Source organism: Bradyrhizobium sp. USDA 4541 (genome assembly GCF_024171085.1).
Lineage (GTDB): Bacteria > Pseudomonadota > Alphaproteobacteria > Rhizobiales > Xanthobacteraceae > Bradyrhizobium > Bradyrhizobium australafricanum.
On the sequence record NZ_JALJZF010000001.1, the window covers coordinates 9,008,099 to 9,034,001 of the forward strand.

Here is a 25,903-nt window from a genome sequence, read left to right on the forward strand (position 1 = left end):
CTAGCCCGTCAGCGCCGCCTTCACCAGGCCGCTGGCCTTGCCGAAATCCATCTGGCCGGCGTATTTCGCCTTCAACGCGCCGATCACCTTGCCCATGTCCTTGATGCCGGCGGCACCCGTCTCGGCGATGATCGCCGAGATCGCGGCCTTCACGTCGTCATCGGACATCTGCTTCGGCAGGTACGCCGAGATCACGGCGATCTCCTCGCGCTCCTGGGCCGCGAGCTCGGCGCGGCCGCCCTTGTCATAGAGCTCGACCGACTCCTGGCGCTGCTTGATCATCTTCTGCAGCAGGCCGAGCAGGTCGGCATCGGAGAGGGGCGGCTTGCCCTGCCCGCGCGCGTCGATGTCGGCGTTCTTGATGGTCGAATTGACCATGCGCAGCGTGGACAGCTTGCGCTCGTCCTTCGCCTTCATCGCTTCCTTGACCGCAGTATTGATGTCGTCGCGCAGCATTTCGTTGTCCTTGAGCCAGCAATCCCCTCATCTAGGCAGTTTGCACCGGCAGAACAACCTAGTTCCTCAGCCATTCGACCAGCGCATCGGCGCAGGCCTGCGGCAGTTCCAGCTGCGGCAGGTGACCGCAATTGGCGAGCACTACAAGTTTTGCGCCGGGAATGCCGTTGGCCATCTCGTCCGACAGCGAATTTGGCACGGTGTTGTCGGTATCCGACGTCAGCACCAAGGTCGGGCACTTGATCCAGGCCATGCTCGGCCGCGAATCCGGCCGGCTGAGCACCGCGTTCTGCTGGCGGATGAAAGCCTCGGCGCCGATGTCCTCGCTCATGTCGTCGACGATCCGGCGCAGGCTTGCATCGCCCTGCCGCGACGGATGCACGAAGCCCGGAAACAGCTCATCGACCACGCTGCGATATTGGCCGCTTCTGGCACGCTCGATCATGCCGCGGCGACGCGCGGTCGCTTCCGGCGTATCGGCCCGCGCCTGGGTGCTCATCAGCGCCAGCTTCGCAACCCGGTCCGGCGCCTGCCGCATGATCTCGAAGGCGATGTAGCCGCCCATCGAGTGCCCGGCGAGCGCAAAGCGCGGCGGCGCCTCGGCCAGGATCCGGCGGGCGATGGCCCCCATATTGTCGTCCCTGATATGGTTGGCGACCGTCACCGGCCCGCATCGCCACAGCGCCGGAATGACGGGGGCGAAAATCCGCGGCGAGCAGATGAGGCCCGGGACGAGCAGGATCGGCATCGTATTATCCATGCGGGAGCTCCGGAGGGGTCATTTTCGGCAAGCAAACGGCCGCTTCAGGGAACTTTAGATTAAAAGGCCGTTCGGGCCTGTCAAATCGGCCGGTATTGCCGTGTGAATCCGTGCCCTTTCGCTTTGACGCCGCCGGGTGCGGCGTCTATTTAAAGGGCTCATGACAACATCCGAAAACGCTCCCGCCTGGCCGGACCATAAACCGACCGCGCTCCTTGTGCTCGCCGATGGTACCGTGCTGGAAGGCTTCGGTCTCGGCGCGGAAGGCCACGCCGTCGGCGAGGTCTGCTTCAACACCGCGATGACCGGCTATGAGGAGATCCTCACCGATCCGTCCTATGCCGGCCAGATCATCACCTTCACCTTCCCGCATATCGGCAATGTCGGTACCAACGAGGAAGACATCGAGACGGTGAACATGGCGGCGACGCCCGGCGCGCGCGGCGTGATCCTGCGCTCGGCGATATCAGATCCCTCGAATTACCGCGCCACCCGCCATCTCGACCTGTGGTTGAAGGCGCGCGGCATCATCGGCCTCTCCGGTATCGACACCCGCGCGCTGACCGCGCTGATCCGCTCCAAGGGCATGCCCAATGCGGTGATCGTGCACGCCAGAAACGGCGAGTTCGACCTGCACGGCCTGAAGGAAGAAGCCCGCGAATGGCCCGGCCTCGAGGGCATGGACCTGGTGCCGATGGTCACCTCCGGCCAGCGCTTCACCTGGGACGAGACGCCCTGGGTGTGGGGCAACGGTTTCGGCCAGCAAACCGCGCCGGAATTCAACGTGGTCGCGATCGATTACGGCATCAAGCGCAACATCCTGCGCCTGCTCGCCGGCGTCGGCGCCAAGGTGACCGTGGTGCCGGCGACGACCGCCGCCGAAGACATCCTGGCGATGAAGCCGGACGGCGTGTTCCTGTCGAACGGCCCCGGCGATCCCGCCGCCACCGGCAAATATGCCGTGCCCGTGATCCAGAAGGTGATCGCGTCGGGGACGCCGACCTTCGGCATCTGCCTCGGCCATCAGATGCTTGGCCTTGCCGTCGGGGCCAAGACCATGAAGATGCATCAGGGCCATCACGGCGCCAACCATCCGGTCAAGGACGAGACCACCGGCAAGGTCGAGATCACCTCGATGAACCACGGCTTTGCCGTGGACCAGGCGACGCTGCCGAAAGGCGCGACCCAGACCCATATCTCGCTGTTCGACGGCTCCAATTGCGGCATCGCGCTTGAGGGCAAGCCGGTGTTCTCGGTGCAGTACCACCCGGAAGCCTCGCCCGGCCCGCGCGACTCGCACTATCTGTTCCAGCGCTTCGCCGATCTGATGCGGAAGAACAAGCAGGCCGCGTAGACACACCCGTCATTGCGAGGAGCGCAGCGACGAAGCAATCCATCTATCCCAGCCTGGAGCGATGGATTGCTTCGCTTCGCTCGCAATGACGGAGATTTTTCTCAATGACCGCCCCCGCCACCCCGAAGCCCGTCTACGGCGTCTCCTCGACGGCGGTGATGACGTCGATGCCGGGGCTCGACTTCGTGCGCGGCATCTTCGCCCGGACCCTGCCGGAGCCGCCGATCATGGAGAATGTCGAGCCGTTCGACTGCACCGCCGAGACCGGCCATGTGGTGATCCACAGCGTCCCGGGCCTGCGCCACTACAACCCGATCGGCTCGGTGCATGGCGGCTACGCCGCGATCCTCTTGGATTCCGCGATGGGGCTTGCGGTGCAGACCACGCTGCCGCAAGGCTTTGGCTACACCACGCTGGAGTTCAAGATCTCCTTCGTCCGCGGCATGAGCCAGGACACCGGCAAAATCCGCACCGAGGGCCATGTGCTCAACGCCGGCCGCCGGGTTGCGACGGCGGAAGCGCGGATTACCGACGACAATGGCAAGCTGCTCGCCCATGCCACCACGACCTGCCTGGTGTTCGAGTTGCCCAAGACGACCTGAAGGCAATCGCGTCTTGGCGCCAGATCTTGGCGCCAGATCTTGGCGCATTGGAGCCATGACGAAGCGCGCTGGATCGCGGCCTGCGCTCTGTGATTGAGTTTCGCTGTCCGAGATCAGGCAAACATGATCCGGCCTGGAAAGGAAACGCCGATGATTTCAGCCCATTCAGACATGACCATCCGCGACATCCGCGTGACGATGCTGCGGCTGCCCTGGGCCGACGATCCCTGGCTGAAAGGCGCGGCGCTCGGCGCGACGCGCGACATTCTGATCTGCGACGTCGAAACGTCCGGCGGCGTTACCGGCATGGGCTATCTGTTCGTGTTCAAGCCGGCGATGAAGTCGATCGCGGCCTGTCTCGAGGAATGCATCATCCCGCGCGTCATCGGCAAGGACGCCACCGCGATCGAGGCGATCTGGCGCGATCTGTGGACGGCGACGATGACCTATGGCCGCGGCGGCATCGCCGCGATGGCCATGTCGGCGCTCGACATCGCGCTGTGGGACGCGGTCGGGAAACGGGCCGGCCTGCCGCTGCACCGGCTGTGGGGGCACTATCGCTCGGAAATCCCGATCTATGGTTCCGGCTGCTTCCGGGGCGCCGGCGGCGACGGGATGATCGAGAAGGCGCTGCATTTCGTGAAGCAGGGCTACAAGGCGATCAAGATGCAGGTCGCGCACGTCCACACGCCGGCGCAGGACCTCGACAATGTGCGCCGCATGCGCGAGGCGCTCGGGCCCGACATCGACATCATGATCGACGTCAACATGGGCTGGAGCGCCGATGTCGCGATCGAGATGGGACGCAAGTTCGAGAAGTACGATATCTACTGGCTTGAGGAGCCGGTGCCGGCCGATGATTTCGCCGGCTATCAGCGGATCGCGGCGGCGCTGGACATGCGCGTCGTCGGCGGCGAGACGCATTTCACGCGCTACGATCTGCGGCCGTTCTTTCTCAATCCCTGCCTGCCGATCCTGCAACCCGACCCGATGCGCGGCGGCATGACCGACCTGCGCAAGATCGCGGCGCTTGCGGACACGTTCGGCATCACGATCGCGCCGCATCTGTTTCCCGAACTCAATGTGCACCTCTTGGCTTCGATTCCGAACGGGATCTGGTGCGAGAACATGGCGCTGATCGACGATCTCTGGGTCGACCCGCCCGAAATCGCCAACGGCATGATCACCGCGCCGGAGCGGCCCGGGCACGGGCTCAGGTTCAGGGAAGACGTGTTGAAGTTCAAAATCTAGCTGGAACGGTTTGCGGACCGACGGTTTGATGGTCTGGAGACCACCTCGCAGCGCTGGAGAGCCACCATGTCGGTCGTCCGTACCGATATCGAACCCCAGACCATCGTCTTCCGGGACGACGGCCTGGTGCCGAACAATCCGATGCCGTTCCTGGTCTACAAGGCCGCCGTCGACGTCAGCAAGAATCCTGAGGCCACCATCGAGCAGCTGTTCGGCGAGAACGGCTGGGGCGCGATGTGGCGCAACGGCGTCTACGACTTCGCGCATTACCACGCCACCGTGCACGAGGTGCTGGGCGTCGCGCGCGGCCGCGCGCGCGTGCAGTTTGGCGGCGAGCGCGGGCGAGCAATCGAGATCGCGGCCGGCGACGTTGCGATCCTGCCGGCCGGCACCGGGCATCAATGCCTGTCGGCGAGCGACGATTTCTGCGTCATCGGCGCCTATCCGCCGGGCCCGCCGATGGATCTGCAGCGGCTGACGCCGGAGAACCACGCCAAGGCGCTGAAGACGATCCCACAGGTTGCGACCCCCGCGACCGATCCGGTGATAGGCAAGGACGGGCCGCTGGTGCGGCTGTGGAAGCGATAAGATCTAGGATGGTCGAACGGGTTGCTCTTGCCCTGCCCCCTCGCGAGAGGTGACCGGATACAGGCAACCTGAATCGATCATCGGAATTGCAGGCCATTTCAATCAAGCCTGCCGGCTTCACATTTCCAAGCTCCTTGATTTAAGTCAGCATCGCTGCGGCGATTTATGCCGCCAATGACACCTTAAAGCGCGCGATTCATCTGCGGGAGTGACAGAGCTTCCGCGTCCGCTGCTGCTCTTTTTGCAGGAGCAATGGAGGTCATACACATCACCTGACGGCATCAGATGCTCCGCGCTTCCCACAAGCAACCGCAACAGAGATCAGGAGAGGAGAATTCGACATGTTTCGAGGAATTCTGACGCTGACATTGTCGCTCTGCATTGGCGCGGCTACCGCGCCTGCAGCGCTGGCCCAGACGGCGCCGGCAATCAACGAGCAGGAGGCACACGCGATCGCGGTGGACGCCTATATTTACTTCTACCCGCTCCTGACGATGGACATCACGCGAAAGCAGTTCACCAACGTCGAGCCCGGCAAGGATAACTTCAAGGGCCCGATGAATACCTTCGTCAACGTGCCCGAATACCCACCGGCGAATTTCAAGGGCGTGGTGCGGTCCAACTTCGATACGCTCTATTCCGTTTCATGGCTGGACATGACCAAGGAGCCGGTTGTCGTCTCCGTTCCCGATACCGATGGACGCTTCTATTTGCTGCCGATGCTGGACATGTGGTCGGATGTGTTCGCCTCGCCCGGCTGGCGCACCACGGGCACCAAAGCGGGGACCTTTCTGGTGACGGCTCCGGGATGGCGGCCTGATCTGCGCGACAGGTTTGCGGAGGAGTTCAAGCTTCCGAAGGATACCCAGCGCATCGACGCGCCGACGCCTTACGTCTGGGTCATTGGCCGCACCAAGACGGACGGCCCGCCGGACTACGATGCGGTCCACAAGATACAGGCCGGCTACAAGGTCACGCCTCTTTCCGAGTTCGGCAAGACTCAGAAGCCGACCGAGGTCAGGATCGATCCCAGCGTCGACATGAAGACGGCGCCCAAGGTGCAGGTCGACACGATGTCGGCCGGCGTCTACTTCGCGCAGGCCGCCGAGCTGCTCAAGCTTCACCCGCCGCACATCACCGATGAACCAATCATCGCGCAGATGAAGAGGATCGGCATCGAGCCCGGCAAGAGCTTCGAAATCAGCAAGGTGGACCCGGTCCTGCAACGGGCGCTGGAGACGGCGCCGCAGGACGGGCAGAAGCTGATGGCATGGAAGGTGCCGACGCTGGCGCGCGTTGCGAACGGCTGGTCGATGAACACCGACACGATGGGCGTTTACGGCAACTACTATTTGAAGCGTGCGATCGTCGCGCAGCTCGGGCTTGGCGCCAACCTGCCGGAGGACGCGATTTATCCGCTCAATCTCGCCGACAATACCGGCAAACCGCTCGACGGCGCCAACAAGTATACGATCACCTTTGAGAAGGGCGCGGCCCCGCCGGTCAATGCCTTCTGGTCGATCACGCTTTACGACCAGGAAGGATTCCAGGTCGGCAACGTGCTGAACCGCTTCGCTGTGTCCAGCTGGATGCCGTTCAAATACAACCCGGACGGCTCGCTCGATCTCTACTTCCAGAACGAAAGTCCGGGCGCGGACAAACAAGCCAACTGGCTCCCGGCGCCGAAGGGCGCTTTCAACCTGACCATGCGCCTTTACGGTCCGAAATCGGAGGCGCTGACCGGAAAGTGGAATCCTCCGCCGATCGTGCGATTGGAGACAGCGGTGGGTCTGTCAGCTCAGTAGGCTTCAACCGCACTGACCGCAGCCGGGGGGCCAGACCGCAAGCTTCGCGAAGCAGTCCGGAGCAAAGCAGCTCTGGATTGCTTCCTCGCGGGTGCGGCAACGCAGCTTACGCCGCGTTGCTGCCTTCCTGGCGGCTGGCCTCGAACAGGAACCAGGTGCGGCGCTCGGTTTCGTCGATGAAGGTTTCGAGCAGGCCTGCGGTGCCGGAGTCCTCCTGGTCGTCAGCCAGCTTGTGCGCCTTGCGCATCGCAGCCGCCATGTGCTTGTTGTCTTCCATCAACTCGCGCAGCATTTCGCGCGGCGGCACATAATCGTCGTCATTGTCCTTGATGGTCTGATGCTTGGCGATATCGCCGATCGACTTCAGCGTCGCGCCGCCAAGCTTGCGCACCCGCTCGGCGAGCTGGTCGGTGGTCGCGAAGATCGCCTCCGACTGCTCGTCCAGCAACAAATGGTAATCATGGAAATGCCGGCCGCTGACGTGCCAATGGAAATTCTTGGTTTTCAAATAGAGCGCGAAGGCGTCGGCCAGAAGCGTGTTGAGCGAGGCCGAGATCGTGTCCACCGCAGCCTGCGGCAGGTCGCTCGGCGTGTCGAGATCGGGCGAGATCTTGTCAGTCTTGGCTTTGCTCACGTTGGACCTTCCTGTTAGGAACCCGTATTTCGGCGCATTGAACATTGGCCGCCGGACCGCTAACGCATCATCAGCCCACCCGTTCCTGAGGCCAGGAACCCGTTCTGCCGGATACCAAACGCGATGGATGAATGGATCGATTATTACGATTCCACGCATACGATCTATGCGAGCCGACTGCACCGTGACCTGCATTTCCAGATCATCGCAAACGACATCATCGGCTACATCGCTTCGCCGGATGCCGTGGTGCTCGACTATGCCTGCGGCGAGGCGCTGTCGGCGGCGAAGGTCGCCAATGCCTGCGCCCAGCTCTATCTGGCGGAGCCGGCGCCCGGCGTACGCGGCCGTCTGGTCGCGCGCTTTGCGCCCGACACCCGCATCCGTGTCCGCTCGCTCGATGACCTGAAGCACATGGACGCGGACTCGATCGACCTCGTGGTGATGAACTCGGTGGCGCAATACATGACGCCGCAGGAGCTCGATTCCGCGTTCGACGTGATCCACCGCCTGCTGAAGCCCTCGGGCCGGTTCGTGCTCGGCGATATCCTGCGGCCTGAAGTCGGGATGGCGAGGGACGTCGCGGCCCTGCTGCGCTTCGCGGCGACCCACGGTTTCCTGCGCGATGCGCTGGTCGGGCTGGCTTCAACCGCGCTGTCCGACTACCGCCAGCTGCGCACCCGGATCGGACTGCAGCGCTACCGCGAGGACGAGATGATCGCCAAGCTCGGCGCCGCGGGGTTCAGCGCCCGACGCGCGCCGCGCAACATCGGGCACAATCCGTGGCGGATGACGTTCGTGGCGCACCACTGATCCTGGGTTGCGCCAGCTATTAACGTTACCCACCAGTAAACGTGGCGGCCTCTGAAATAATCAGCAATGATCCACTCGGCCCGGTGGCGGAAGCTTCGACGCGGCAGTGGTGCAACACTGTTTATCCTGGTTCAAATCCAGGCCGGGCCTCCAGCCTTCGCTGCTGACGCAGCTTCGGCTCGGCAGGCCTTCTCGTAGCGAAGGCTGCCGCGGCGTAGCCCGCAGGGCGAAGCCGGGCCGGTAGCCCCTCCCAATCCCTCACCCCCCAACCGGGCATACGCCGAATGCGGATTTTCCCCCAGAATCGCGGTTGATTGCGCGTTTTTGGGGGTTTCGCGGGTACGGAAACTGGTCTAAAGACCACCCGCGCGCGAGGGATCGCGCTTCCAGTGCTACAACATGTAGCGCATGGCTCGAGGGACGCGCGGGAAGCGCGCCCTTTTTTTGTGCCTAAATTCCAGTCCGCGAGAGCTGATGCCCAAAAGAACCGACATCTCCACCATCCTGATCATCGGCGCCGGTCCCATCGTGATCGGCCAAGCCTGCGAGTTCGACTATTCCGGCACGCAGGCCTGCAAGACGCTCAAGGAAGAGGGCTATCGGATCGTCCTGGTCAATTCCAACCCGGCGACGATCATGACCGACCCGGAGCTGGCGGATGCGACCTATATCGAGCCGATCACGCCCGAAATCGTCGCCAAGATCATCGAAAAGGAACGCCACGTCGTGCCCGGCGGCTTCGCGCTGCTGCCGACCATGGGCGGCCAGACCGCGCTGAACTGCGCGCTGTCGCTGCGCAAGCAGGGTACGCTGGAGAAGTTCGACGTCGAGATGATCGGCGCCACCGCCGACGCCATCGACAAGGCCGAAGACCGCCAGTTGTTCCGCGACGCCATGGAGAAGATCGGGCTGCAGACGCCGAGGTCGCGGCTCGCCAATGCGTCGGCGCTGAAGAAGTCCGACCGCGACAAATACCTCGCCGATCAGGCCAAGCTGTCCGGCCCCGAGCTCGAAGCCTTCGAACGGCAGTGGGAAGGTGGCGAGAACGAGCGGCGCAAGCGCTACCAGCAGCAGGCCTTGGCCGAAGCGCTGATGGCGCTGTCCGACATCGGCCTGCCCGCGATCATCCGCCCCTCCTTCACGCTCGGCGGCACCGGCGGCGGCATCGCCTACAACAAGGAAGAATATCTCGACATCATCGAGCGCGGCCTCGATGCCTCGCCGACCAACGAGGTGCTGATCGAGGAATCCGTCCTCGGCTGGAAAGAGTTCGAGATGGAGGTGGTGCGCGACAAGAAGGACAATTGCATCATCATCTGCTCAATCGAGAACGTCGATCCGATGGGCGTGCACACCGGCGATTCGATCACGGTGGCGCCGGCACTGACGCTCACCGACAAGGAATACCAGATCATGCGCGACGCATCGATTGCGGTGCTGCGCGAGATCGGCGTCGAGACCGGCGGCTCCAACGTGCAGTTCGGCATCAATCCGGACGACGGCCGCATGGTCGTGATCGAGATGAATCCCCGCGTGTCGCGCTCGTCGGCGCTGGCCTCCAAGGCCACCGGCTTTCCGATCGCCAAGGTCGCCGCCAAGCTTGCGATCGGCTACACGCTCGACGAGATCGCCAACGACATCACCGGCGGCGCGACGCCGGCCTCGTTCGAGCCGACGATTGACTACGTCGTCACCAAGATTCCGCGCTTTGCGTTCGAGAAATTCCCCGGCGCCTCCTCCACGCTGACCACCTCGATGAAGTCGGTCGGCGAGGTGATGGCGATCGGTCGCACTTTCCAGGAGAGCCTGCAGAAGGCCCTGCGCGGGCTCGAGACCGGGCTGACCGGCCTCGACGAGATCGACATCGAGGGCCTCGGCCGCAGCGACGACAAGAACGCGATCCGCGCGGCGCTCGGCACGCCGACGCCGAACCGCCTGCTGCAGGTCGCGCAGGCGATGCGGCTCGGCTGGTCCAACGAGGATATCTTCAATTCCTGCAAGATCGATCCCTGGTTCCTCGCGGAGCTGCGCGCCATCGTCGAGATGGAAGGCAAGATCCGCAGCAGCGGCCTGCCGACCAATGCGTTCGCCATGCGGATGCTGAAGGCGATGGGCTTCTCCGACGCACGGCTCGCCGTGCTCACGGAGACCACCGAGGCCGACGTCACCGCCAAGCGCCACGCGCTCGGGGTGCGCCCGGTATTCAAGCGCATCGACACCTGCGCGGCGGAGTTCGCTTCACCGACCGCCTACATGTATTCGACCTATGAGCGGCCGTTCGCCGGCGAATTTGCCGACGAGAGCGCGCCGTCGGACCGCAAGAAGGTGATCATCCTCGGCGGCGGCCCGAACCGCATCGGCCAGGGCATCGAGTTCGACTATTGCTGCTGCCACGCCTGCTTCGCGCTCGAGGACGCCGGTTACGAGACCATCATGGTCAACTGCAACCCGGAAACGGTGTCGACCGACTACGACACCGCCGACCGGCTGTATTTCGAGCCGCTGACCGCCGAGGACGTGCTCGAGATCATCGCGACCGAGCGCAAGTACGGCACGCTGCACGGCGTGATCGTGCAGTTCGGCGGCCAGACCCCGCTGAAGCTTGCCCGCGCGCTCGAAGCCGCCGAAGTGCCGATCCTCGGCACCTCGCCCGACGCGATCGACCTCGCCGAGGACCGCGACCGCTTCAAGCGCGTGCTCGACAAGCTGCGTCTCAAGCAGCCGAAGAACGGCATCGCCTATTCGGTCGAGCAGGCCCGCCTCGTCGCCGCCGATCTCGACCTGCCGCTGGTGGTGCGTCCGTCCTACGTGCTCGGCGGCCGCGCGATGCAGATCATCCGCGAGGAGAACCAGCTCAACGACTACCTGCTGGGAACGCTGCCCGAGCTGGTGCCCGCCGACATCAAGGCGCGCTACCCGAACGACAAGACCGGGCAAATCAACACCGTGCTCGGCAAGAACCCGCTGCTGTTCGACCGCTATCTGTCCGACGCAACCGAAGTCGACGTCGACTGCCTCTGCGACGGCAAGGACACCTTCATCGTCGGCATCATGGAGCACATCGAGGAAGCCGGCATCCATTCCGGCGACTCCGCCTGCTCGCTGCCGCCGCATTCGCTCGACGCCAAGACCATCGAGGAGCTGGAGCGGCAGACCCGCGAGCTCGCGCTCGGGCTCGACGTGGTCGGCCTGATGAACGTGCAATACGCCATCAAGGACGGCGAGATCTACGTGCTCGAGGTCAACCCGCGCGCATCCCGCACCGTGCCGTTCGTCGCCAAGGTGATCGGCACGCCGGTCGCCAAGATCGCGGCGCGGATCATGGCCGGCGAAAAGCTCGCCGACTTCAAGCTGAAGAAGAAGAAGCTCGGCCATGTCGGCGTGAAGGAATCGGTATTCCCGTTCGCGCGTTTCCCCGGCGTCGATACTGTGCTCGGACCGGAGATGCGTTCGACCGGCGAAGTGATGGGCATCGACCGCTCCTTCGAGGTCGCGTTCGCGAAGAGCCAGCTCGGCGGCGGCACGCGCGTGCCGCGGCAGGGCACGGTGTTCGTCTCGGTGCGCGGCGACGACAAGATGCGCATCGCGGATGCGGTGCGGCTGTTGCACTCGCTCGGCTTCAAGGTGATGGCAACCTCGGGCACGCAGCGCTACCTCAGCGACAACGGCGTGCCGACGGAAAAGGTGAACAAGGTGCTCGAAGGCCGTCCGCACATCGTCGACGCCATCACCAATGGCGACGTCCAGCTGGTCTTCAATACCACCGAAGGTCCGCAGGCGCTGGCCGACAGCCGCTCGCTGCGGCGGGCTGCCCTCTTGCATAAAGTGCCATATTACACCACTCTTTCGGGCGCGGTGGCGGCCGCACGGGGAATCCGGGCCTATCGGGCCGGGGACCTTGAGGTCCGCACGCTTCAGAGTTACTTTTCCGAAAGCTGACCGCTGCCCGGGCTGAAGGCCCGAAGCGGTCAATTAGCCGAATGGCTGGAACTCACCGCGCGATTGGATGTTGTCACGGCCCTTAGCGGGGCCGAATATCACTGGGCTTCCGGGCGCGTTGGCGCCCTGATTCCTGCGTTAGCTGAACTGGATATTCGTGCACGGCCGCCGGGCGCGCGCGATGAAGGACGAAGATGATGGATAAGGTTCCGATGACCGCGGGCGGATACGCCGCGCTGACGGACGAGTTGAAGCATCGCCAATCGGTGGATCGTCCGCGCATCATCGAACACATCGCGGAGGCGCGCTCGCACGGCGACCTCTCGGAGAACGCCGAGTATCACGCCGCCAAGGAAGAGCAGTCGCACAACGAGGGCCGCATCGCCGAGCTCGAGGACAAGCTCGCGCGCGCCGACATCATCGACATTTCGAAACTGTCAGGCGACACCATCAAGTTCGGCGCGACCGTGACGCTGATCGATGAGGACACCGAGAAGAAGGCGGTGTGGCAGATCGTCGGCGAAGTCGAGGCCGACGCCAAGAAGGGCCGCATCTCCATCACCTCGCCGCTCGCGCGCGCGCTGATCGGCAAGAAGAAGGGGACCACCGTCGAGGTGATGGCGCCGGGCGGCGCCAAGGCCTACGAGATCACCAAGGTCGAGTGGCGGTAGTTACCTTCACGTGACTGGTGCAGAAAAGCCGCGTCCCGCACGCGGCTTTTTTTATGCCCCGCGTTTCTCCCCGGTCTGACAGCAATGTGAATGGAGAGCCGCTGCACGCCATGCCAGTGAGGCCGTGACATGTTTATGCAGTATAATCATGTCGGGGGACGGAGTTCGGGCTGACGATTGCGTCGCAACACGCATCGCTGCGCGTCACCGTGTCACTGCCGCGTTCTCTCGCAACTGCCATCGCGCGAGGAATGATTCCAGGCGCAAGGTGTTGACATCACACTCCGGTGGCGGACACCGTGTGTTTCTGCATCTTGCAACGTTCCAGTGTGTCAAACAGGGGGTAAATGACAATGGACCAGATGTTCTCCAAGCTCCAGCCGGTGGCGCTCAGCCTGTTCCGGTTCATCACCGGACTGCTGCTGTTTCAGTTCGGCGTTGCCAAAATTTTCAAATTCCCACCCGGGACAATGTTCGAGAAGGTCGAGCTGTTCTCATTGATCGGCGCGGCCGGCGCCCTCGAATTGGTGCTCGGCGGGCTCCTGATGATTGGCCTGTTCTCGCGGATCGTAGCCTTTATCCTGGCGGGTGAAATGGCCTTCGCTTACTTCATCGGCCATTTCCCAAAAGGGTTCTACCCGCTGCTCAATAACGGCAGTCTGGCGATCGCGTTCTGCTTCGCCTGCCTCTACCTCGCGACCTCGGGTCCGGGTCCGATCAGCGTCGACGCTGCGATGGGGAAGAGGTAGCAGCGCTAGGCGCTTCCCACTCATTGACGACGTCATTCCGGGATGGCGCGTTAGCGTCAGACCCGGAATCTCGAGATTCCGGGCTCGATGCTAACGCATCGCCCCGGAATGACGCGCACGGCGCTCTAGCCGACCGCCTTCAATCCCAGCGGCACCGCGGCCTCATATTTCGAATTGTGCAGCACCAGTGACGTCCTGACGTTGCGCACATGCGGCGCCGCCGTCAGGTGGGTGACGAAATCCTGGAACGTCGCCATGTCGGGCGCGACGCATTTGAGGATGAAGTCGACTTCGCCCGACAGCATCCAGCATTCCCGCACCAGCGGCTCGGCGCGCACGAAATTCTCGAAGGCGCGGAGATCGGCGTCAGCCTGGCTCGACAGATGCACCGAGGCGAACACCGTGACGTCGTAGCCGAGGCGGCGCGGATCGAGCAGGCCGCGGTATCCCTGGATGTAGCCTTCCTCCTCCAGCGCCCGGACCCTGCGCAGGCAGGGCGGCGGCGAGATACCGACGCGTTTGGCCAGTTCCACATTGGTGATTCGGCCATCGGCCTGGATCTCGGCGAGGATTTTGAGGTCGATCTCGTCAAGGTTCTTCGACACGCGACTACAGTTCCCTAGGGGTTTGGAAGGCTTGGCGGGTCCGCCGGCAACTCTCATAGCGCAGCCCGCTGGCATTGCGCAATTTTATTGCGCGTGCAGCGCACGATTTCGCGAATGTGACTTCAGTTCCGGGGAAAAATCGCTGCCATGGATTGCAAATCTTGCATAGCTTCCCAGATATCTTAGACTTGGATTTGACACTTTCAGCACCGCCGTGACCTGCTTCCGGGGTGCTTCCCACACAAGTCCCCGTCAAAGTCCCCAGCAGAGAGGGATCAGCTAATGCCCGCGCCTGTCCACGCCAAGGTCGTCATCATCGGGTCCGGCCCCGCCGGTTACACCGCAGCGATCTACGCGGCACGCGCGATGCTCGAGCCGGTGCTGATCCAGGGCATCCAGCCGGGCGGGCAACTCACCATCACCACCGACGTCGAGAACTATCCCGGCTTCGCCGATGTGATCCAGGGCCCCTGGCTGATGGAGCAGATGGAGAAGCAGGCGGCCCATGTCGGCACCAAGATCGTCACCGATCTCGTCAACAAGCTGGAACTCGGCCAGCGCCCGTTTCGCCTGACCTGCGATTCCGGCGACGTCTATCTCGCCGAGACCGTGATCCTCGCCACCGGCGCCCAGGCGCGCTGGCTCGGACTGCCCTCGGAAGCAAAGTTCCAGGGCGGCGGGGTGTCGGCCTGCGCGACCTGCGACGGCTTCTTCTACCGCGGCAAGGACGTCGTGGTGGTCGGGGGCGGCAACACCGCCGTCGAGGAAGCGCTGTACCTGACCAATCACGCCTCCCAGGTCACCATCGTGCATCGCCGCGATCATTTCCGCGCCGAGCGCATCCTGCAGGAGCGGCTGTTCAAGAATCCCAAGATCAAGGTGGTGTGGGATTCGGCGATCGACGAAATCTGCGGATCGGAGAACCCGAACAAGGTCACCCATGTGCGGCTGAAGAACGTCAAGACCGGCGCGCTCACGAACCTCAAAACCGACGGCGTCTTCATCGCGATCGGCCATGCGCCGGCGACGGAGCTCGTCAAAGGCCAGATCAAGCTGAAACCGTCGGGCTACGTCGAGGTTGCGCCGAACTCCACCGCGACCTCGATGCCCGGCCTGTTCGCCGCGGGCGACGTGGCGGATGAAACCTTCCGGCAGGCGGTCACCGCCGCCGGCCTCGGCTGCATGGCTGCGCTCGAGGCGGAACGCTTCCTGGCTCTTCGCGCGAGCGATCGCGCAGCGGCGGAATAATCATGGCACGATCTCGCGACGGATTTACGGATATGGATTGGGACAAGCTGAAGGTCTTTCACGCAGCGGCGGAGGCGGGCAGCTTCACGCATGCCGGCGAACAGCTTGGCCTGTCGCAATCGGCAGTCTCCCGCCAGGTCAGCGCGCTGGAGCAGGAGCTCTCGGTGTCGTTGTTTCACCGCCACGCCCGCGGCCTGATCCTCACCGAGCAGGGCGACCTCCTGTTCCGCACCGCGCATGACGTGTTCATGCAGCTGCAGGCGGCCCGCGCAAAGCTCACCGACAGCCGCGAGCGGCCGAGCGGCGACCTCAAGATCACGACGCCCCCGGCGCTCGGCATCAACTGGCTGATCCCGCGGCTCGACGAGTTCACCGCGCTCTATCCCGACATCCGGATTTCGCTGATCGTCACCGACGAGGATCTCGACCTCTCGATGCGCGAGGCCGACGTCGCGATCCGCACCCGCAAGCCGACCCAGCCGGACCTGATCCAGCGCAAGCTGTTCTCGATCGGCTTCCATGCCTACTGCTCGCCGGAATACATCAAGCGCTTCGGCACGCCGCGCACGCTCGATGATCTCGACTCGCACCGCATCATCATGCTCGGCGACTCGCAGGTGCCGGCGCATCTGCAGAACCGCAGCTGGCTGATCGATGCCGGCCGCAACGGCTCCGGTCCGCGCGAGCCCTACTTCAAGGTCAACAACATCCTCGGCCTCGTGCGCGCCTGCCAGCAGGGCCTCGGCATCGCCGCGCTGCCGGACTATCTGGTCGAACAGAACAACCTCGTGCAGCTGTTCGGCGAGTCCGACTCGATCGCGCTCGACACCTACTTCGTCTATCCGGAAGAGCTGAAGACGGTGGCCCGGGTGCAGGTGTTCCGCGACTTCGTGGTCAGCAAGGCGCAGCGCTGGCCGTCGTGATTAAGCCGCCCTTATAGGGCTGCTTTATAGGGATATCCGTGCTGCCCCCGGTCTCCGCATGACTGACATGCGACCTGGATAGTTGCTGCAAGCCGTCGATGGGGATCATAGTGCTTACACGCTGAGCGTTCGCGTCGCGCATATGTCCCCCTCCTCCAGTGGCGCGGAAGTTCAGTAATCCCTCTTGGAAGGTGATTGTGTCGGCCTCACGTGGCCAATACCTTAAGCCGGGCTCACTCGAGCCCGGCTTTTTTTCATCGCCGTGCCTTTTCACCTCCATGGCATGCGCAAAACGCGCCGCACGCGCCGGTCAGCATGTGCATTGACAACAACCTCGCAGCGCAGCATCATTATCCCATGATCACGACTTCGTGCGCCGTTCTGTCGTCGAAAAAAGCTCCCCTCCCGGGGACACGAGATCGCGCGCGATAAGATCACCTTCGCATTCAGACCGATCCCGAAACCCCGCCGCCTGGACGGGGTTTTTTGTTGGTCCCGTCTCCGGCTTTGCCTTCTTAAGGAGATGGAACATGACCGATCTACATCAGCAATTGCAGGGCCTCTGGCTGCCTTTGATCACGCCATTCCGTAACGGCGAGCTCGACGTCACGTCGCTGCGGCGTCTCGTACGGCACTACGCCGATGGCCCCGTCGACGGGTTCATTCTCGGCGCAACCTCCGGCGAGGGCATGGCGCTCAGCGTGGACGAACTGGAGGGGCTGGTGAGCGTCGTGCTCGACGAGCTCAGTGCCAGCTCCCGCCATTTGCCGGTCTGTCTCGGGCTCTCCGGCGCCTCGACCGCCCGGATGAAGGAAGCGCTGGATGATACGGCCGACTGGCCGATCAACGGCTATCTGATCGCCAGCCCCTATTACATCAGGCCCTCGCAGCGCGGGCTCGTGCAGCACTTCAACGCGCTCGCTGATCACGCGTCGTGGCCGATCGTGCTTTACAACATTCCCTATCGCACGGCGGTGAACCTGACCAACGAGACGCTGCTGGCGCTCGCGGACCATCCGAACATCGCCGGCATGAAGGATTGCTGCGCCGACCGCGCGCAGTCGATCGACTTCCTCAACCGCCGGCCGGCCGGCTTTCGCGTGCTGACCGGCGAGGACGCGCAAACCTTCGATGCGCTCTCGGACGGCGCCGACGGCGCGATCCTGCTGTCCGCACATCTGGAAACAAACACCTTCGCTGCGATCCGCACGCTGCTGCAGCAGGGCCAGCGCGACGCGGCGCTGGCCGCCTGGCAGAGCGTCGTCGGCCTGACGAGGCTGCTGTTCGCCGAACCGAGCCCCGCGCCGGCCAAGCACTGGCTGTGGCGGCAGGGGCTGATCGACAGCCCCGAGGTGCGGCTGCCAATGGTCGCGGTCAGCGAGGATCTCGCAACCTGGCTCGACGCCGAGATGGAGCGCCGCGCGCAGCTGCTGCTGCCAGCGTGATCGCTCCGCTCCCTCTCCCCGTTCTTACGGGGAGAGGGCTGGGGTGAGGGGCTGCTTCCGCACAAAAGGCGAGAGACAGACTCGTGGAGAGTCCCCCTCACCCGGATCGCATTTTGCGATGCGATCCGACCTCTCCCCGCAAGCGGGGCGAGGTAAGAGACGCCTAGTCCAGCTTCACCTGCGAAAGCCGCAGCGCATTGCCGATCACGCTGACCGAAGACAGCGCCATCGCGGCGGCGCCGACCATCGGCGACAGCAGGATGCCGAACAGCGGATACAGCACGCCGGCTGCGATTGGCACGCCGGCGGCGTTGTAGACGAACGCGAACGCCAGGTTCTGGCGGATGTTGCGCATGGTCGCGACCGACAGCCGCCGCGCGCGCACCAGGCCCATCAGGTCGCCGGTGAGCAGCGTGACGCCGGCGCTCTCGATCGCGACGTCGGTGCCGCCGCCCATCGCGATGCCGACATCGGCGGCGGCGAGCGCCGGTGCGTCATTGACGCCGTCGCCGGCCATCGCGACGGTGCGCCCCTCGCCGCGCAGCCGCTGCACGACCTCGCTCTTGCGCTCCGGCAGAACGCCGGCCTCGACGTCGCCGATGCCGAGCGTCTTTGCCACCGCCCGCGCGGTGGTCTCGTTGTCGCCGGTCAGCATCACGATGCGCAGGCCCTCGGCACGCAGTGCCTGCAGCGCGCTGGTCGCGGACGGCTTCACCGGATCGGCAATCGCGATCACCCCGGCGATGCGGCCGTCGACCGCGACATAGATCGCCGTCGCGCCGTCCCGCCGTGCGGCCTCGGCCGCCTCGTCGAGCGCTGCCGTCGCGATCTTCAGCTCGGCCATCAGCACCGCGTTGCCGAGCGCAACCTGCCTGCCCCCGACCGTGCCGGTCGCGCCCTTGCCGGAGGGCGAGGCGAAATTGCTGACGGCGGACGATGCGAGCTTGCGCTCCCCGGCGGCGGCGATAATCGCCTGCGCCAGCGGGTGCTCGCTGCCCTGCTCGACACTGGCGGCAACGCGCAGCAGATCGCTCTCGTCGAATCCTTCGGCGGCAATGACGCGCACGACCTTCGGCTTGCCTTCGGTGAGCGTTCCGGTCTTGTCGATGACCAGCGTGTCGATCGCCTCCATCCGCTCCAGCGCCTGCGCGTCGCGGATCAGGATGCCGGAATGCGCGCCGCGGCCGACGCCGACCATGATCGACATCGGCGTCGCCAATCCCAGCGCGCACGGACAGGCGATGATCAGCACCGTGACGGCGGCGACCAGCGCGAAGGTCAGGCGCGGCTCAGGGCCGAACACCGTCCAGGCGATGAAGGCGAGCACGGCAGCGGCGATCACCGCCGGCACGAACCAGCCGGCGACGCGATCGGCGAGCCGCTGAATCGGCGCGCGTGAGCGCTGCGCCTTCGCCACCATGTCGACGATCCGCGACAGCATGGTGTCGCGGCCGATCTTCTCGGCGCGCATCACGAGGCCGCCGCTCTGGTTGACCGTACCGCCGATCACGCTCGCGCCTTCGGCCTTCGTGACCGGCATCGACTCGCCTGTGACCATGGACTCATCAATGACCGCACTGCCCTCGACGACGACGCCGTCGACCGGAACCTTCTCGCCCGGCCGCACGCGAAGGCGGTCGCCGACCTTGATCGCATCGATGTCGATGTCCTCGTCGCCATGATCGGTGATGCGCCGCGCGGTCTTCGGCGCGAGAGCGAGCAGCGCGCGGATCGCGCCCGAGGTCTGCGCGCGGGCGCGCAATTCCAGCACCTGGCCAAGCAGCACCAGCACCGTGATCACCGCCGCCGCCTCGAAATACACCGCGACCGCGCCATGCATGTCGCGGAACGCGGGCGGGAATAGCTGCGGCGCCAGCGTCGCGACCACGCTGTAGACATAGGCAACGCCGGTGCCCATCGCGATCAGCGTGAACATGTTGAGATTGCGGGTGACCAGCGACTGCCAGCCGCGCACGAAGAACGGCGCGCCGGCCCACAGCACGACCGGCGTCGCCAGCACGAGTGAGACCCAGTTCGACCAGTGCTGCGGCACCAGCTGCATCAATCCGAGATGGCTGCCCATCTCGAGCACGAACACCGGCACGGTCAGCGCGAGACCGATCCAGAACCGCCGCGTCATGTCGATCAGTTCAGGATCGGGACCGTCGTCGAGCGAGACCTGCTCGGGCTCCAGCGCCATGCCGCAGATCGGGCAGCTGCCGGGGCCGACCTGGCGCACCTCGGGATGCATCGGGCAGGTGTAGATGGTGCCCGCGGGCGCCGGCGGCTCCTCTTCACGCGGCTTGAGATACTTCTGAGGGTCGGCCTCGAAACGCTCGCGGCAGCGGCCGCTGCAGAACAGGTACTCCTCGCCCTGGTAGCTGAAGCGATGCTTGGCGGTCGCCGGGTCGACCTTCATGCCGCAGACCGGATCGATCGCGAACGCCGTCTCGGCCGGCGGCGTGTCGTGATCATGCTTGCCGCCGCAGCAGGAATGCGCGGCCGCGCCATTGTGGTGATGATCCGCGTGCGAATGGTCGTGCTTTGCGTGTGCCACGAAACTCTTCCCGGCCGGTAATCCGACCTCTTGATTTAGATACCCTAGGGGGGTATATGAGACCTATGAGAGACGAGGTCAAGACATCCTGCTTAAAACGGCTCAAACGGATCGAAGGTCAGATCCGCGGATTGGCCGCCATGGTCGAGGACGACCGCTATTGCATCGACGTGGTGACGCAGATCGCGGCCGCGCGCGCGGCGCTGCGCCGCGTCGAGGAAGAGGTGCTGCGCGATCATGTGGCGCATTGCGTCGAGCATGCGATCTCGTCCGGCGACAAGGCCGACCAGCGGCGCAAGATCGCCGAGTTGATGGACGTGATCGGCCGTGCGGATAGGTGATCTAAGCGCCACCCCATACTCGATGTCGTCCCTGCGAAAGCAGGGACCCATAATCACAGGACGCCGGGATGGAGCGAGCTAGGCCACAGCTCGCTTCAACAACGCGACCCTGTGGTTATGGGTCCCGGGTCGCGCTTCGCTTGCCCGGGACGACGTGGGAAAGAGCGGCACCCGCACATTCAGCGTCGTCCCGGCCTTCGCCGGGACGACGTGGGGAAAAAGCTCTCTCGAAATCGATGCTCAGGTATTGAATCTGAAATGCATGACGTCGCCGTCGGCGACGACGTACTCCTTGCCTTCAAGCCGCAGCTTGCCGGCATCGCGCGCGCCGGCTTCGCCGTTGCCGGCGATGTAGTCGGCATAGGCGATGGTCTCGGCACGGATGAAGCCCTTCTCGAAATCGGTATGGATCACGCCGGCGGCAGCGGGCGCCTTGGTGCCGCGGTCGATGGTCCAGGCGCGGGCTTCCTTCGGGCCGACGGTGAAATAGGTGATGAGATCGAGCAGCCGGTAGCCGGCGCGGATCAGCCGATCGAGGCCGGCCTCTTCCAGACCCAGCGTCTCCAGGAAGTCAGTGCGTTCCTCACGCGACAACGTCGCGATTTCGGATTCGATCTTGGCCGAGATCACGACCGCGACCGCGCCCTCCTCCTTGGCGCGCTCGAACACTGCCTTGGAGAAATTGTTGCCGTCCTTGGCCGAGCCTTCCTCGACGTTGCAGACGTAGAGCACGGGCTTCGAGGTCAAGAGCCCGAGCATGCGGAACGCACGCTCCTCCTCCGGCTTGCGTTCCAGTCCGCGGGCAGGCTTGCCGTCGCGCAGCAACACCAGCGCGCGGTTGACCAGCTCGAGCTGCTCCTTGGCTTCCTTGTCGTTGCCCTTGGCCTTCTTCGAGAGGTTGTCGACGCGCTTCTCGAGGCTGTCGAGATCGGACAGCATCAGCTCGGTCTCGATGGTCTCGACGTCGGCGAGCGGCGCGATCTTGCCTTCGACATGGGTGATGTCGGAATCCTCGAAGCAGCGCACCACATGGGCGATGGCGTCGACCTCGCGGATGTTGGCGAGGAACTGGTTGCCGAGACCTTCGCCCTGCGACGCGCCGCGGACGAGGCCCGCGATGTCGACGAAGGTCAGCCGGGTCGGAATGATCTGCGCCGACTTCGCGACCGCCGCGAGCTTCTCCAGCCGCGGATCGGGCACCGCAACCTCGCCGACATTCGGCTCGATGGTGCAGAACGGATAGTTCGCCGCCTGGGCGGCCGCCGTCTCGGTCAGCGCATTGAACAGCGTCGACTTGCCGACGTTAGGCAGCCCGACGATCCCGCATTTGAATCCCATGTCTTCCTCAATAATCTCTGGTTCGTCATGGCGGGCTCGTGCCGATGACGAAAGGGAGATCAGGCCGGCTTCTCGCCGCCGTTCTCACCCTTGTCGAAAAATCCTTTGGCCTGCATCGTCAGATGCACCTTGTTGGCGAACGACGCGTCGTGCCCCGCAGCCAGCAGGCCGGCATTGTCGGCGACGGCCTGGCACAAGGCCTCCACCCACGCCCGGTCGCTCTTGGCGAAGTCCGACAGCACGTGGCTGTGCACGAGCTCCTTGACGCCGGGATGACCGATCCCGAGCCGCACCCGCCGATACTCGTTGCCGATATGCGCGGAGATCGAGCGCAGGCCGTTGTGGCCGGCGATCCCGCCGCCGATCTTGACCCGCACCTTGGCGGGCGGCAGTTCGAGCTCGTCCTGGAACACGATGATGTCGGAGGGCGCGAGCTTGAAGAAGTTCGCCGCTTCCTGCACCGCGCGCCCGGACTCGTTCATGTAGGTGGTCGGCTTCAGCAGCACGACCTTCTCGCGATCGACGACGCCCTCGGAGGTCTCGCCCTGAAAGCGACGGCGCCATGGTCCGAAACCATGACGCCGTGCAATCTCATCGACCGCCAGGAAACCGATATTGTGCCGGTTGCTGGCGTATTTCGCGCCGGGATTACCGAGACCGACAAAGAGGCGCATGGCGCGGCATCCCGCGTCGGCGCGCCATCAGACGATCGCGCGCCGACCTGATCGATTACTTCTTCTTGTCGCCACCGGCGGGAGCCTTGGCACCCGCGGCCGGAGCCGCAGCACCCGCAGCCGGAACCGCCGCAGCGGCCGGAGCTGCAGCACCCGCGGCCGGAGCAGCGCCACCGGCAGCAGCCGCAGCCGCGGCCTTCTGCTCTTCGGCGTAGCCGGACGGCGGCACGAGGGTGACCAGGGTCGCGTCCTCGCGGGTCAGCGACTTCACGCCCTTGGGCAGCTTGATGTCGGTGAGATGCAGCGAGTGGCTGATCTCGAGGCTGCCGACGTCGGCTTCGATGTATTGCGGAATGTTGTCGACCGCGCATTCGAGCTCGAGCGCGTGGGTGACGATGTTCACGGTGCCGCCGCGCTTGACGCCGGGGGCGGTTTCGGCGTTCACGACGTGCAGCGGCACGCTGACGCGGATGGTGGCGCCTTCGCCGAGCCGCATGAAGTCGACATGGACCGGGAAGTCCTTCACCGGGTCGAGGTGGTAGTCGCGCGGAATCACGCGATGCTTCTTGCCCTCGAGATCGATGTCGAACAGCGTGGTGAGGAACCGGCCCGCCAGGATGCGCTGGCGCAGTTCACGGTCGTCGACCGAGATGGTGACGGGGGGCTGGTTGTCTCCGTAGATCACTCCGGGAACTCTCCCGGCGCGACGCTCTGCCCGGGCGGCCCCCTTGCCGCTCTTCGGACGCGCGGTCGCCTTCAATTCCTTGACGGTCGCCATAGCGTTAAGTCCTTGTATTTAAAAAGTTAAAGGCCGCAGCGCGGCCCATGCTCAGGTCCACAGCAAGCCTCCAGGGGTGCGGGGGCCGCGGACGTGGCGGGCTTTTAGCCCCAAAGGGCCGAAATGACAAGGAAATGAAGGGATTTTTCTTGGGTTACCGAGCGAGGATCGTAGCCCGGATGGAGCGAAGCGAAATCCGGGACCACTGCCTCCGCGGGCCGGCCCCGGATTGCGCTTCGCTCCATCCGCTACGGGGCTGCGCTCCGGGCCGTATCAGCCGACCGTACCGCCGAGCTTGGCCTCCAGCGCCGCGATCCTCGCCTTCAGCGCCTCGTTCTCCTCGCGCGCCAGGCGGGCCATGTCCTTGACCGCGTCGAATTCCTCGCGCTTGACCACGTCGAGGTCGCGCAAGATCCGTTCCGCCTGGTTGCGCATGACCGTGTCGACCTCGCGCTTGACGCCCTGGGCGGCGCCCGCGGCATCGTTCATCAGACGGCCGATCTCATCGAAAAACCGGTTGCTGGTCTGGGTCATTTCGCAAAACTCTCCGCGTTCACTGCCTCGCGCCAAAGACAATGGCGATCTCAGCCATCCGGTTCAAGTCCGCCGCGAATGGCAGGCCTCCCGAGGCTTGCCTTGTCATGCTCCGGTTTCCTTGCAATCGTATGAACTCACAACAGAAATCGCACATATAACGCGAGCAGAAACGCCATGATCGACCAGACCGTCGAGATCCCGACCAAGGACGGCAAGACCACCACCTTCATCACCCATCCCGAGCGCGGCGGCCCCTTCCCCGTCGTCATCTTCTACATGGACGCGCCGGCGATCCGCGAGGAGCTGCGCGACATGGCGCGCCGGCTCGGCACGTCAGGCTATTATGTGATGCTGCCCAATATGTATTACCGCGCCGGCGTGATGGAGCTCGGCCCGATCAATCCCGATCCGGAATCGCCCGAGCGCAAGCGCATGTTCGAGCTGATGCACTCGCTCAACATCCCGCTGGTGATGGAAGACACCAAGGGCCTGCTCGCCTATGCCGAGACGCAGAAGGCCGCCAACACCAGGATCATCGGCACTGTCGGCTATTGCATGAGCGGCCGCTATGCGGTGAACGCGGCGACGCATTTCGGCGATCGCGTGAAGGCCGCCGCCTCGGTCTACGGCACGCATCTGGCGACCGACCAGCCCGACAGTCCGCATCTTGCCGCGCAAAAGACAAAGGCCGAACTCTATTTCGCCTGCGCCGAGACCGATATCTACGCGCCACAGGACATCATCGAGCAGGTGAAGGCCGGCATGAAGGGATCGAACAACGAGGTCGAGATCTATCCCGGCACGCATCACGGCTTTGCGTTCCCCAAGCGTCCGGTCTATGACCGCGACGCCGCCGAACGCCATTGGGAGCGGCTCCTCGCGCTTTACCGGCGCAACCTCGTGGGCTGAGCCTCAAGACGCACGATGCCGTTCCTGCTGATCGACTTTCCGGTGTTCAATCCCGTCGCGCTCTCGCTCGGGCCGATCGTGATCCGCTGGTATGCGCTTGCCTACATCGTCGGCATCGTGCTGGGCTGGATCTACGCTCGCTCGCTGATCAAGAAGGAGCGGCTGTGGGGCGGCCCGGCGCCGATCACGCTGCCGCAGCTCGACGATTTCATCCTCTGGGTCACCATCGGCATCATCGTCGGCGGCCGCACCGGCTATGTGCTGTTCTACAATTTGCCCTTCTTCATCGCGCATCCGGCCGAAATCCTCGAATTGTGGAAGGGCGGCATGTCGTTCCACGGCGGCTTCCTCGGCTGCGTCGCCGCGGTGATGCTGTTTGCCCGCCGCAACAACATCCCGATCCTGTCGCTCGGTGACATCACCACCGCGGTCGCGCCGATCGGGCTGTTCCTCGGCCGGCTTGCCAATTTCATCAACAGCGAATTATGGGGCCGTCACGCCGATCCGAGCCTGCCCTGGGCCATGATCTTCCCTAATGGCGGGCCGCTGCCGCGGCATCCGAGCCAGCTCTACGAGGCCGGGCTCGAGGGCATCGTGCTGTTCGCGGCGCTGGCGATCATGATCCGGATGGGTGCGCTCAAGCGTCCCGGCCTGATCCTCGGCAGCTTCATCACGATCTATGGCGTTGCCCGAATCATCGGCGAGCACTTCAGGGAGCCCGACCCGCAACTCGGATTCCTGTGGGGCGGACTAACCATGGGCATGCTGCTGTCGGTGCCAATGATCATCGTGGGCGTTATCATCATCACGGCCGCCGTCCGCCGCAGGGCGAACGGTCCGGCACCGAGTTCAACCTGAACAAGTTCAATCTAAAGCAAGTGCAATCCAAGGAAGGCCGTGAACGAACCCTCCCCGCTGCTGGATGA

At 64.4% G+C, this 25,903-nt stretch carries 24 protein-coding genes and 1 tRNA gene; 16 read left to right on the plus strand and 9 right to left on the minus strand.

The features are described 5' to 3' along the window. Together J2R80_RS42485 and J2R80_RS42490 are read right to left on the minus strand one after the other, a co-directional pair. Positions 1–456: a GatB/YqeY domain-containing protein gene (locus J2R80_RS42485; protein WP_028333117.1), complete on the minus strand. Its 456-nt coding sequence runs from the start codon at positions 454–456 to the stop codon at positions 1–3. Between the two features lie 58 nt (positions 457–514). Continuing rightward, the gene (locus tag J2R80_RS42490) at positions 515–1,216 is read right to left on the minus strand and encodes an alpha/beta fold hydrolase (protein WP_141340933.1); all 702 of its coding nucleotides are present in this window, start codon (positions 1,214–1,216) and stop codon (positions 515–517) included. A gap of 160 nt (positions 1,217–1,376) precedes the next feature. Between J2R80_RS42490 and carA the strand changes: the two genes are divergently transcribed. The 5 genes from carA to J2R80_RS42515 all read left to right on the plus strand — a co-directional run bounded on the left by carA (position 1,377) and on the right by J2R80_RS42515 (position 6,816). After that, entirely contained in the window at positions 1,377–2,570 is a 1,194-nt protein-coding gene (gene carA / locus J2R80_RS42495; protein WP_076827979.1) for a glutamine-hydrolyzing carbamoyl-phosphate synthase small subunit, read from the plus strand. A gap of 104 nt (positions 2,571–2,674) precedes the next feature. Beyond that, complete coding sequence (locus tag J2R80_RS42500; RefSeq protein ID WP_076827980.1) at positions 2,675–3,172, plus strand: PaaI family thioesterase; 498 nt, start codon at positions 2,675–2,677, stop codon at positions 3,170–3,172. 150 nt (positions 3,173–3,322) lie between these two features. After that, positions 3,323–4,423: a mandelate racemase/muconate lactonizing enzyme family protein gene (locus tag J2R80_RS42505; protein ID WP_158074194.1), complete on the plus strand. Its 1,101-nt coding sequence runs from the start codon at positions 3,323–3,325 to the stop codon at positions 4,421–4,423. A 66-nt stretch (positions 4,424–4,489) separates the two neighbouring features. Beyond that, the gene (locus J2R80_RS42510; protein WP_076827984.1) at positions 4,490–5,011 is read left to right on the plus strand and encodes a cupin domain-containing protein; all 522 of its coding nucleotides are present in this window, start codon (positions 4,490–4,492) and stop codon (positions 5,009–5,011) included. Between the two features lie 341 nt (positions 5,012–5,352). Continuing rightward, the gene (locus tag J2R80_RS42515; RefSeq protein WP_076827986.1) at positions 5,353–6,816 is read left to right on the plus strand and encodes a DUF1254 domain-containing protein; all 1,464 of its coding nucleotides are present in this window, start codon (positions 5,353–5,355) and stop codon (positions 6,814–6,816) included. Between the two features lie 106 nt (positions 6,817–6,922). Here the strand turns inward: J2R80_RS42515 and J2R80_RS42520 are convergent, their stop codons facing one another. Next, on the minus strand, positions 6,923–7,450 hold the full coding sequence (locus J2R80_RS42520; protein WP_057017033.1) for a Dps family protein: 528 nt from the start codon (positions 7,448–7,450) through the stop codon (positions 6,923–6,925). 123 nt (positions 7,451–7,573) lie between these two features. On the opposite strand from J2R80_RS42520, the gene J2R80_RS42525 reads away from it, so the two are divergent. From J2R80_RS42525 to J2R80_RS42545, 5 genes are all read left to right on the plus strand, one after another. Then, a complete protein-coding gene (locus J2R80_RS42525; RefSeq protein ID WP_057017034.1) occupies positions 7,574–8,263 on the plus strand; it encodes a class I SAM-dependent methyltransferase in 690 nt (229 codons plus the stop codon). A gap of 77 nt (positions 8,264–8,340) precedes the next feature. Next, positions 8,341–8,416: transfer RNA gene (locus J2R80_RS42530), tRNA-OTHER, on the plus strand. A 321-nt stretch (positions 8,417–8,737) separates the two neighbouring features. Then, positions 8,738–12,202, plus strand: a complete 3,465-nt coding sequence (gene carB, locus J2R80_RS42535; protein ID WP_076827988.1) for a carbamoyl-phosphate synthase large subunit — start codon at positions 8,738–8,740, stop codon at positions 12,200–12,202. A 197-nt stretch (positions 12,203–12,399) separates the two neighbouring features. Continuing rightward, positions 12,400–12,873: a transcription elongation factor GreA gene (gene greA, locus J2R80_RS42540; RefSeq protein ID WP_018269816.1), complete on the plus strand. Its 474-nt coding sequence runs from the start codon at positions 12,400–12,402 to the stop codon at positions 12,871–12,873. A 353-nt stretch (positions 12,874–13,226) separates the two neighbouring features. Continuing rightward, positions 13,227–13,622, plus strand: a complete 396-nt coding sequence (locus tag J2R80_RS42545) for a DoxX family protein (RefSeq protein WP_057017035.1) — start codon at positions 13,227–13,229, stop codon at positions 13,620–13,622. A gap of 125 nt (positions 13,623–13,747) precedes the next feature. On the opposite strand, the gene J2R80_RS42550 is transcribed toward J2R80_RS42545, so the two are convergent. After that, positions 13,748–14,227 (minus strand): Lrp/AsnC family transcriptional regulator, encoded by a 480-nt coding sequence (locus J2R80_RS42550; RefSeq protein WP_016845095.1) that lies wholly within the window; start codon positions 14,225–14,227, stop codon positions 13,748–13,750. 282 nt (positions 14,228–14,509) lie between these two features. Between J2R80_RS42550 and trxB the strand changes: the two genes are divergently transcribed. The 3 genes from trxB to J2R80_RS42565 all read left to right on the plus strand — a co-directional run bounded on the left by trxB (position 14,510) and on the right by J2R80_RS42565 (position 17,843). Beyond that, the gene (gene trxB, locus J2R80_RS42555; RefSeq protein ID WP_057017037.1) at positions 14,510–15,475 is read left to right on the plus strand and encodes a thioredoxin-disulfide reductase; all 966 of its coding nucleotides are present in this window, start codon (positions 14,510–14,512) and stop codon (positions 15,473–15,475) included. A 2-nt stretch (positions 15,476–15,477) separates the two neighbouring features. Continuing rightward, positions 15,478–16,398, plus strand: coding sequence for a LysR family transcriptional regulator (locus J2R80_RS42560; RefSeq protein WP_026192264.1), 921 nt, complete (start codon positions 15,478–15,480; stop codon positions 16,396–16,398). Between the two features lie 530 nt (positions 16,399–16,928). Beyond that, the gene (locus tag J2R80_RS42565) at positions 16,929–17,843 is read left to right on the plus strand and encodes a 4-hydroxy-tetrahydrodipicolinate synthase (RefSeq protein ID WP_076827990.1); all 915 of its coding nucleotides are present in this window, start codon (positions 16,929–16,931) and stop codon (positions 17,841–17,843) included. Between the two features lie 163 nt (positions 17,844–18,006). Here J2R80_RS42565 and J2R80_RS42570 read toward each other — a convergent pair whose 3' ends face one another. Beyond that, positions 18,007–20,400 (minus strand): heavy metal translocating P-type ATPase, encoded by a 2,394-nt coding sequence (locus J2R80_RS42570; RefSeq protein ID WP_309143798.1) that lies wholly within the window; start codon positions 20,398–20,400, stop codon positions 18,007–18,009. 65 nt (positions 20,401–20,465) lie between these two features. Between J2R80_RS42570 and J2R80_RS42575 the strand changes: the two genes are divergently transcribed. Further along, positions 20,466–20,741: a metal-sensitive transcriptional regulator gene (locus tag J2R80_RS42575; protein ID WP_018269815.1), complete on the plus strand. Its 276-nt coding sequence runs from the start codon at positions 20,466–20,468 to the stop codon at positions 20,739–20,741. 240 nt (positions 20,742–20,981) lie between these two features. Here the strand turns inward: J2R80_RS42575 and ychF are convergent, their stop codons facing one another. The 4 genes from ychF to J2R80_RS42595 all read right to left on the minus strand — a co-directional run bounded on the left by ychF (position 20,982) and on the right by J2R80_RS42595 (position 24,065). After that, positions 20,982–22,079 (minus strand): redox-regulated ATPase YchF, encoded by a 1,098-nt coding sequence (gene ychF, locus J2R80_RS42580; RefSeq protein ID WP_076825515.1) that lies wholly within the window; start codon positions 22,077–22,079, stop codon positions 20,982–20,984. 59 nt (positions 22,080–22,138) lie between these two features. Then, entirely contained in the window at positions 22,139–22,753 is a 615-nt protein-coding gene (gene pth / locus J2R80_RS42585) for an aminoacyl-tRNA hydrolase (RefSeq protein ID WP_076825517.1), read from the minus strand. A gap of 55 nt (positions 22,754–22,808) precedes the next feature. Next, positions 22,809–23,531, minus strand: coding sequence for a 50S ribosomal protein L25/general stress protein Ctc (locus J2R80_RS42590; RefSeq protein ID WP_141340935.1), 723 nt, complete (start codon positions 23,529–23,531; stop codon positions 22,809–22,811). Positions 23,532–23,804: 273 nt separating this feature from the next. Beyond that, the gene (locus tag J2R80_RS42595; protein ID WP_028333099.1) at positions 23,805–24,065 is read right to left on the minus strand and encodes an accessory factor UbiK family protein; all 261 of its coding nucleotides are present in this window, start codon (positions 24,063–24,065) and stop codon (positions 23,805–23,807) included. A 177-nt stretch (positions 24,066–24,242) separates the two neighbouring features. Here J2R80_RS42595 and J2R80_RS42600 point away from each other — a divergent pair, with 177 nt between their 5' ends. After that, positions 24,243–24,977, plus strand: coding sequence for a dienelactone hydrolase family protein (locus J2R80_RS42600; protein WP_057016608.1), 735 nt, complete (start codon positions 24,243–24,245; stop codon positions 24,975–24,977). A gap of 15 nt (positions 24,978–24,992) precedes the next feature. Continuing rightward, positions 24,993–25,835 (plus strand): prolipoprotein diacylglyceryl transferase, encoded by an 843-nt coding sequence (lgt, locus tag J2R80_RS42605; RefSeq protein ID WP_057016609.1) that lies wholly within the window; start codon positions 24,993–24,995, stop codon positions 25,833–25,835. Positions 25,836–25,903 lie beyond the last annotated feature (68 nt).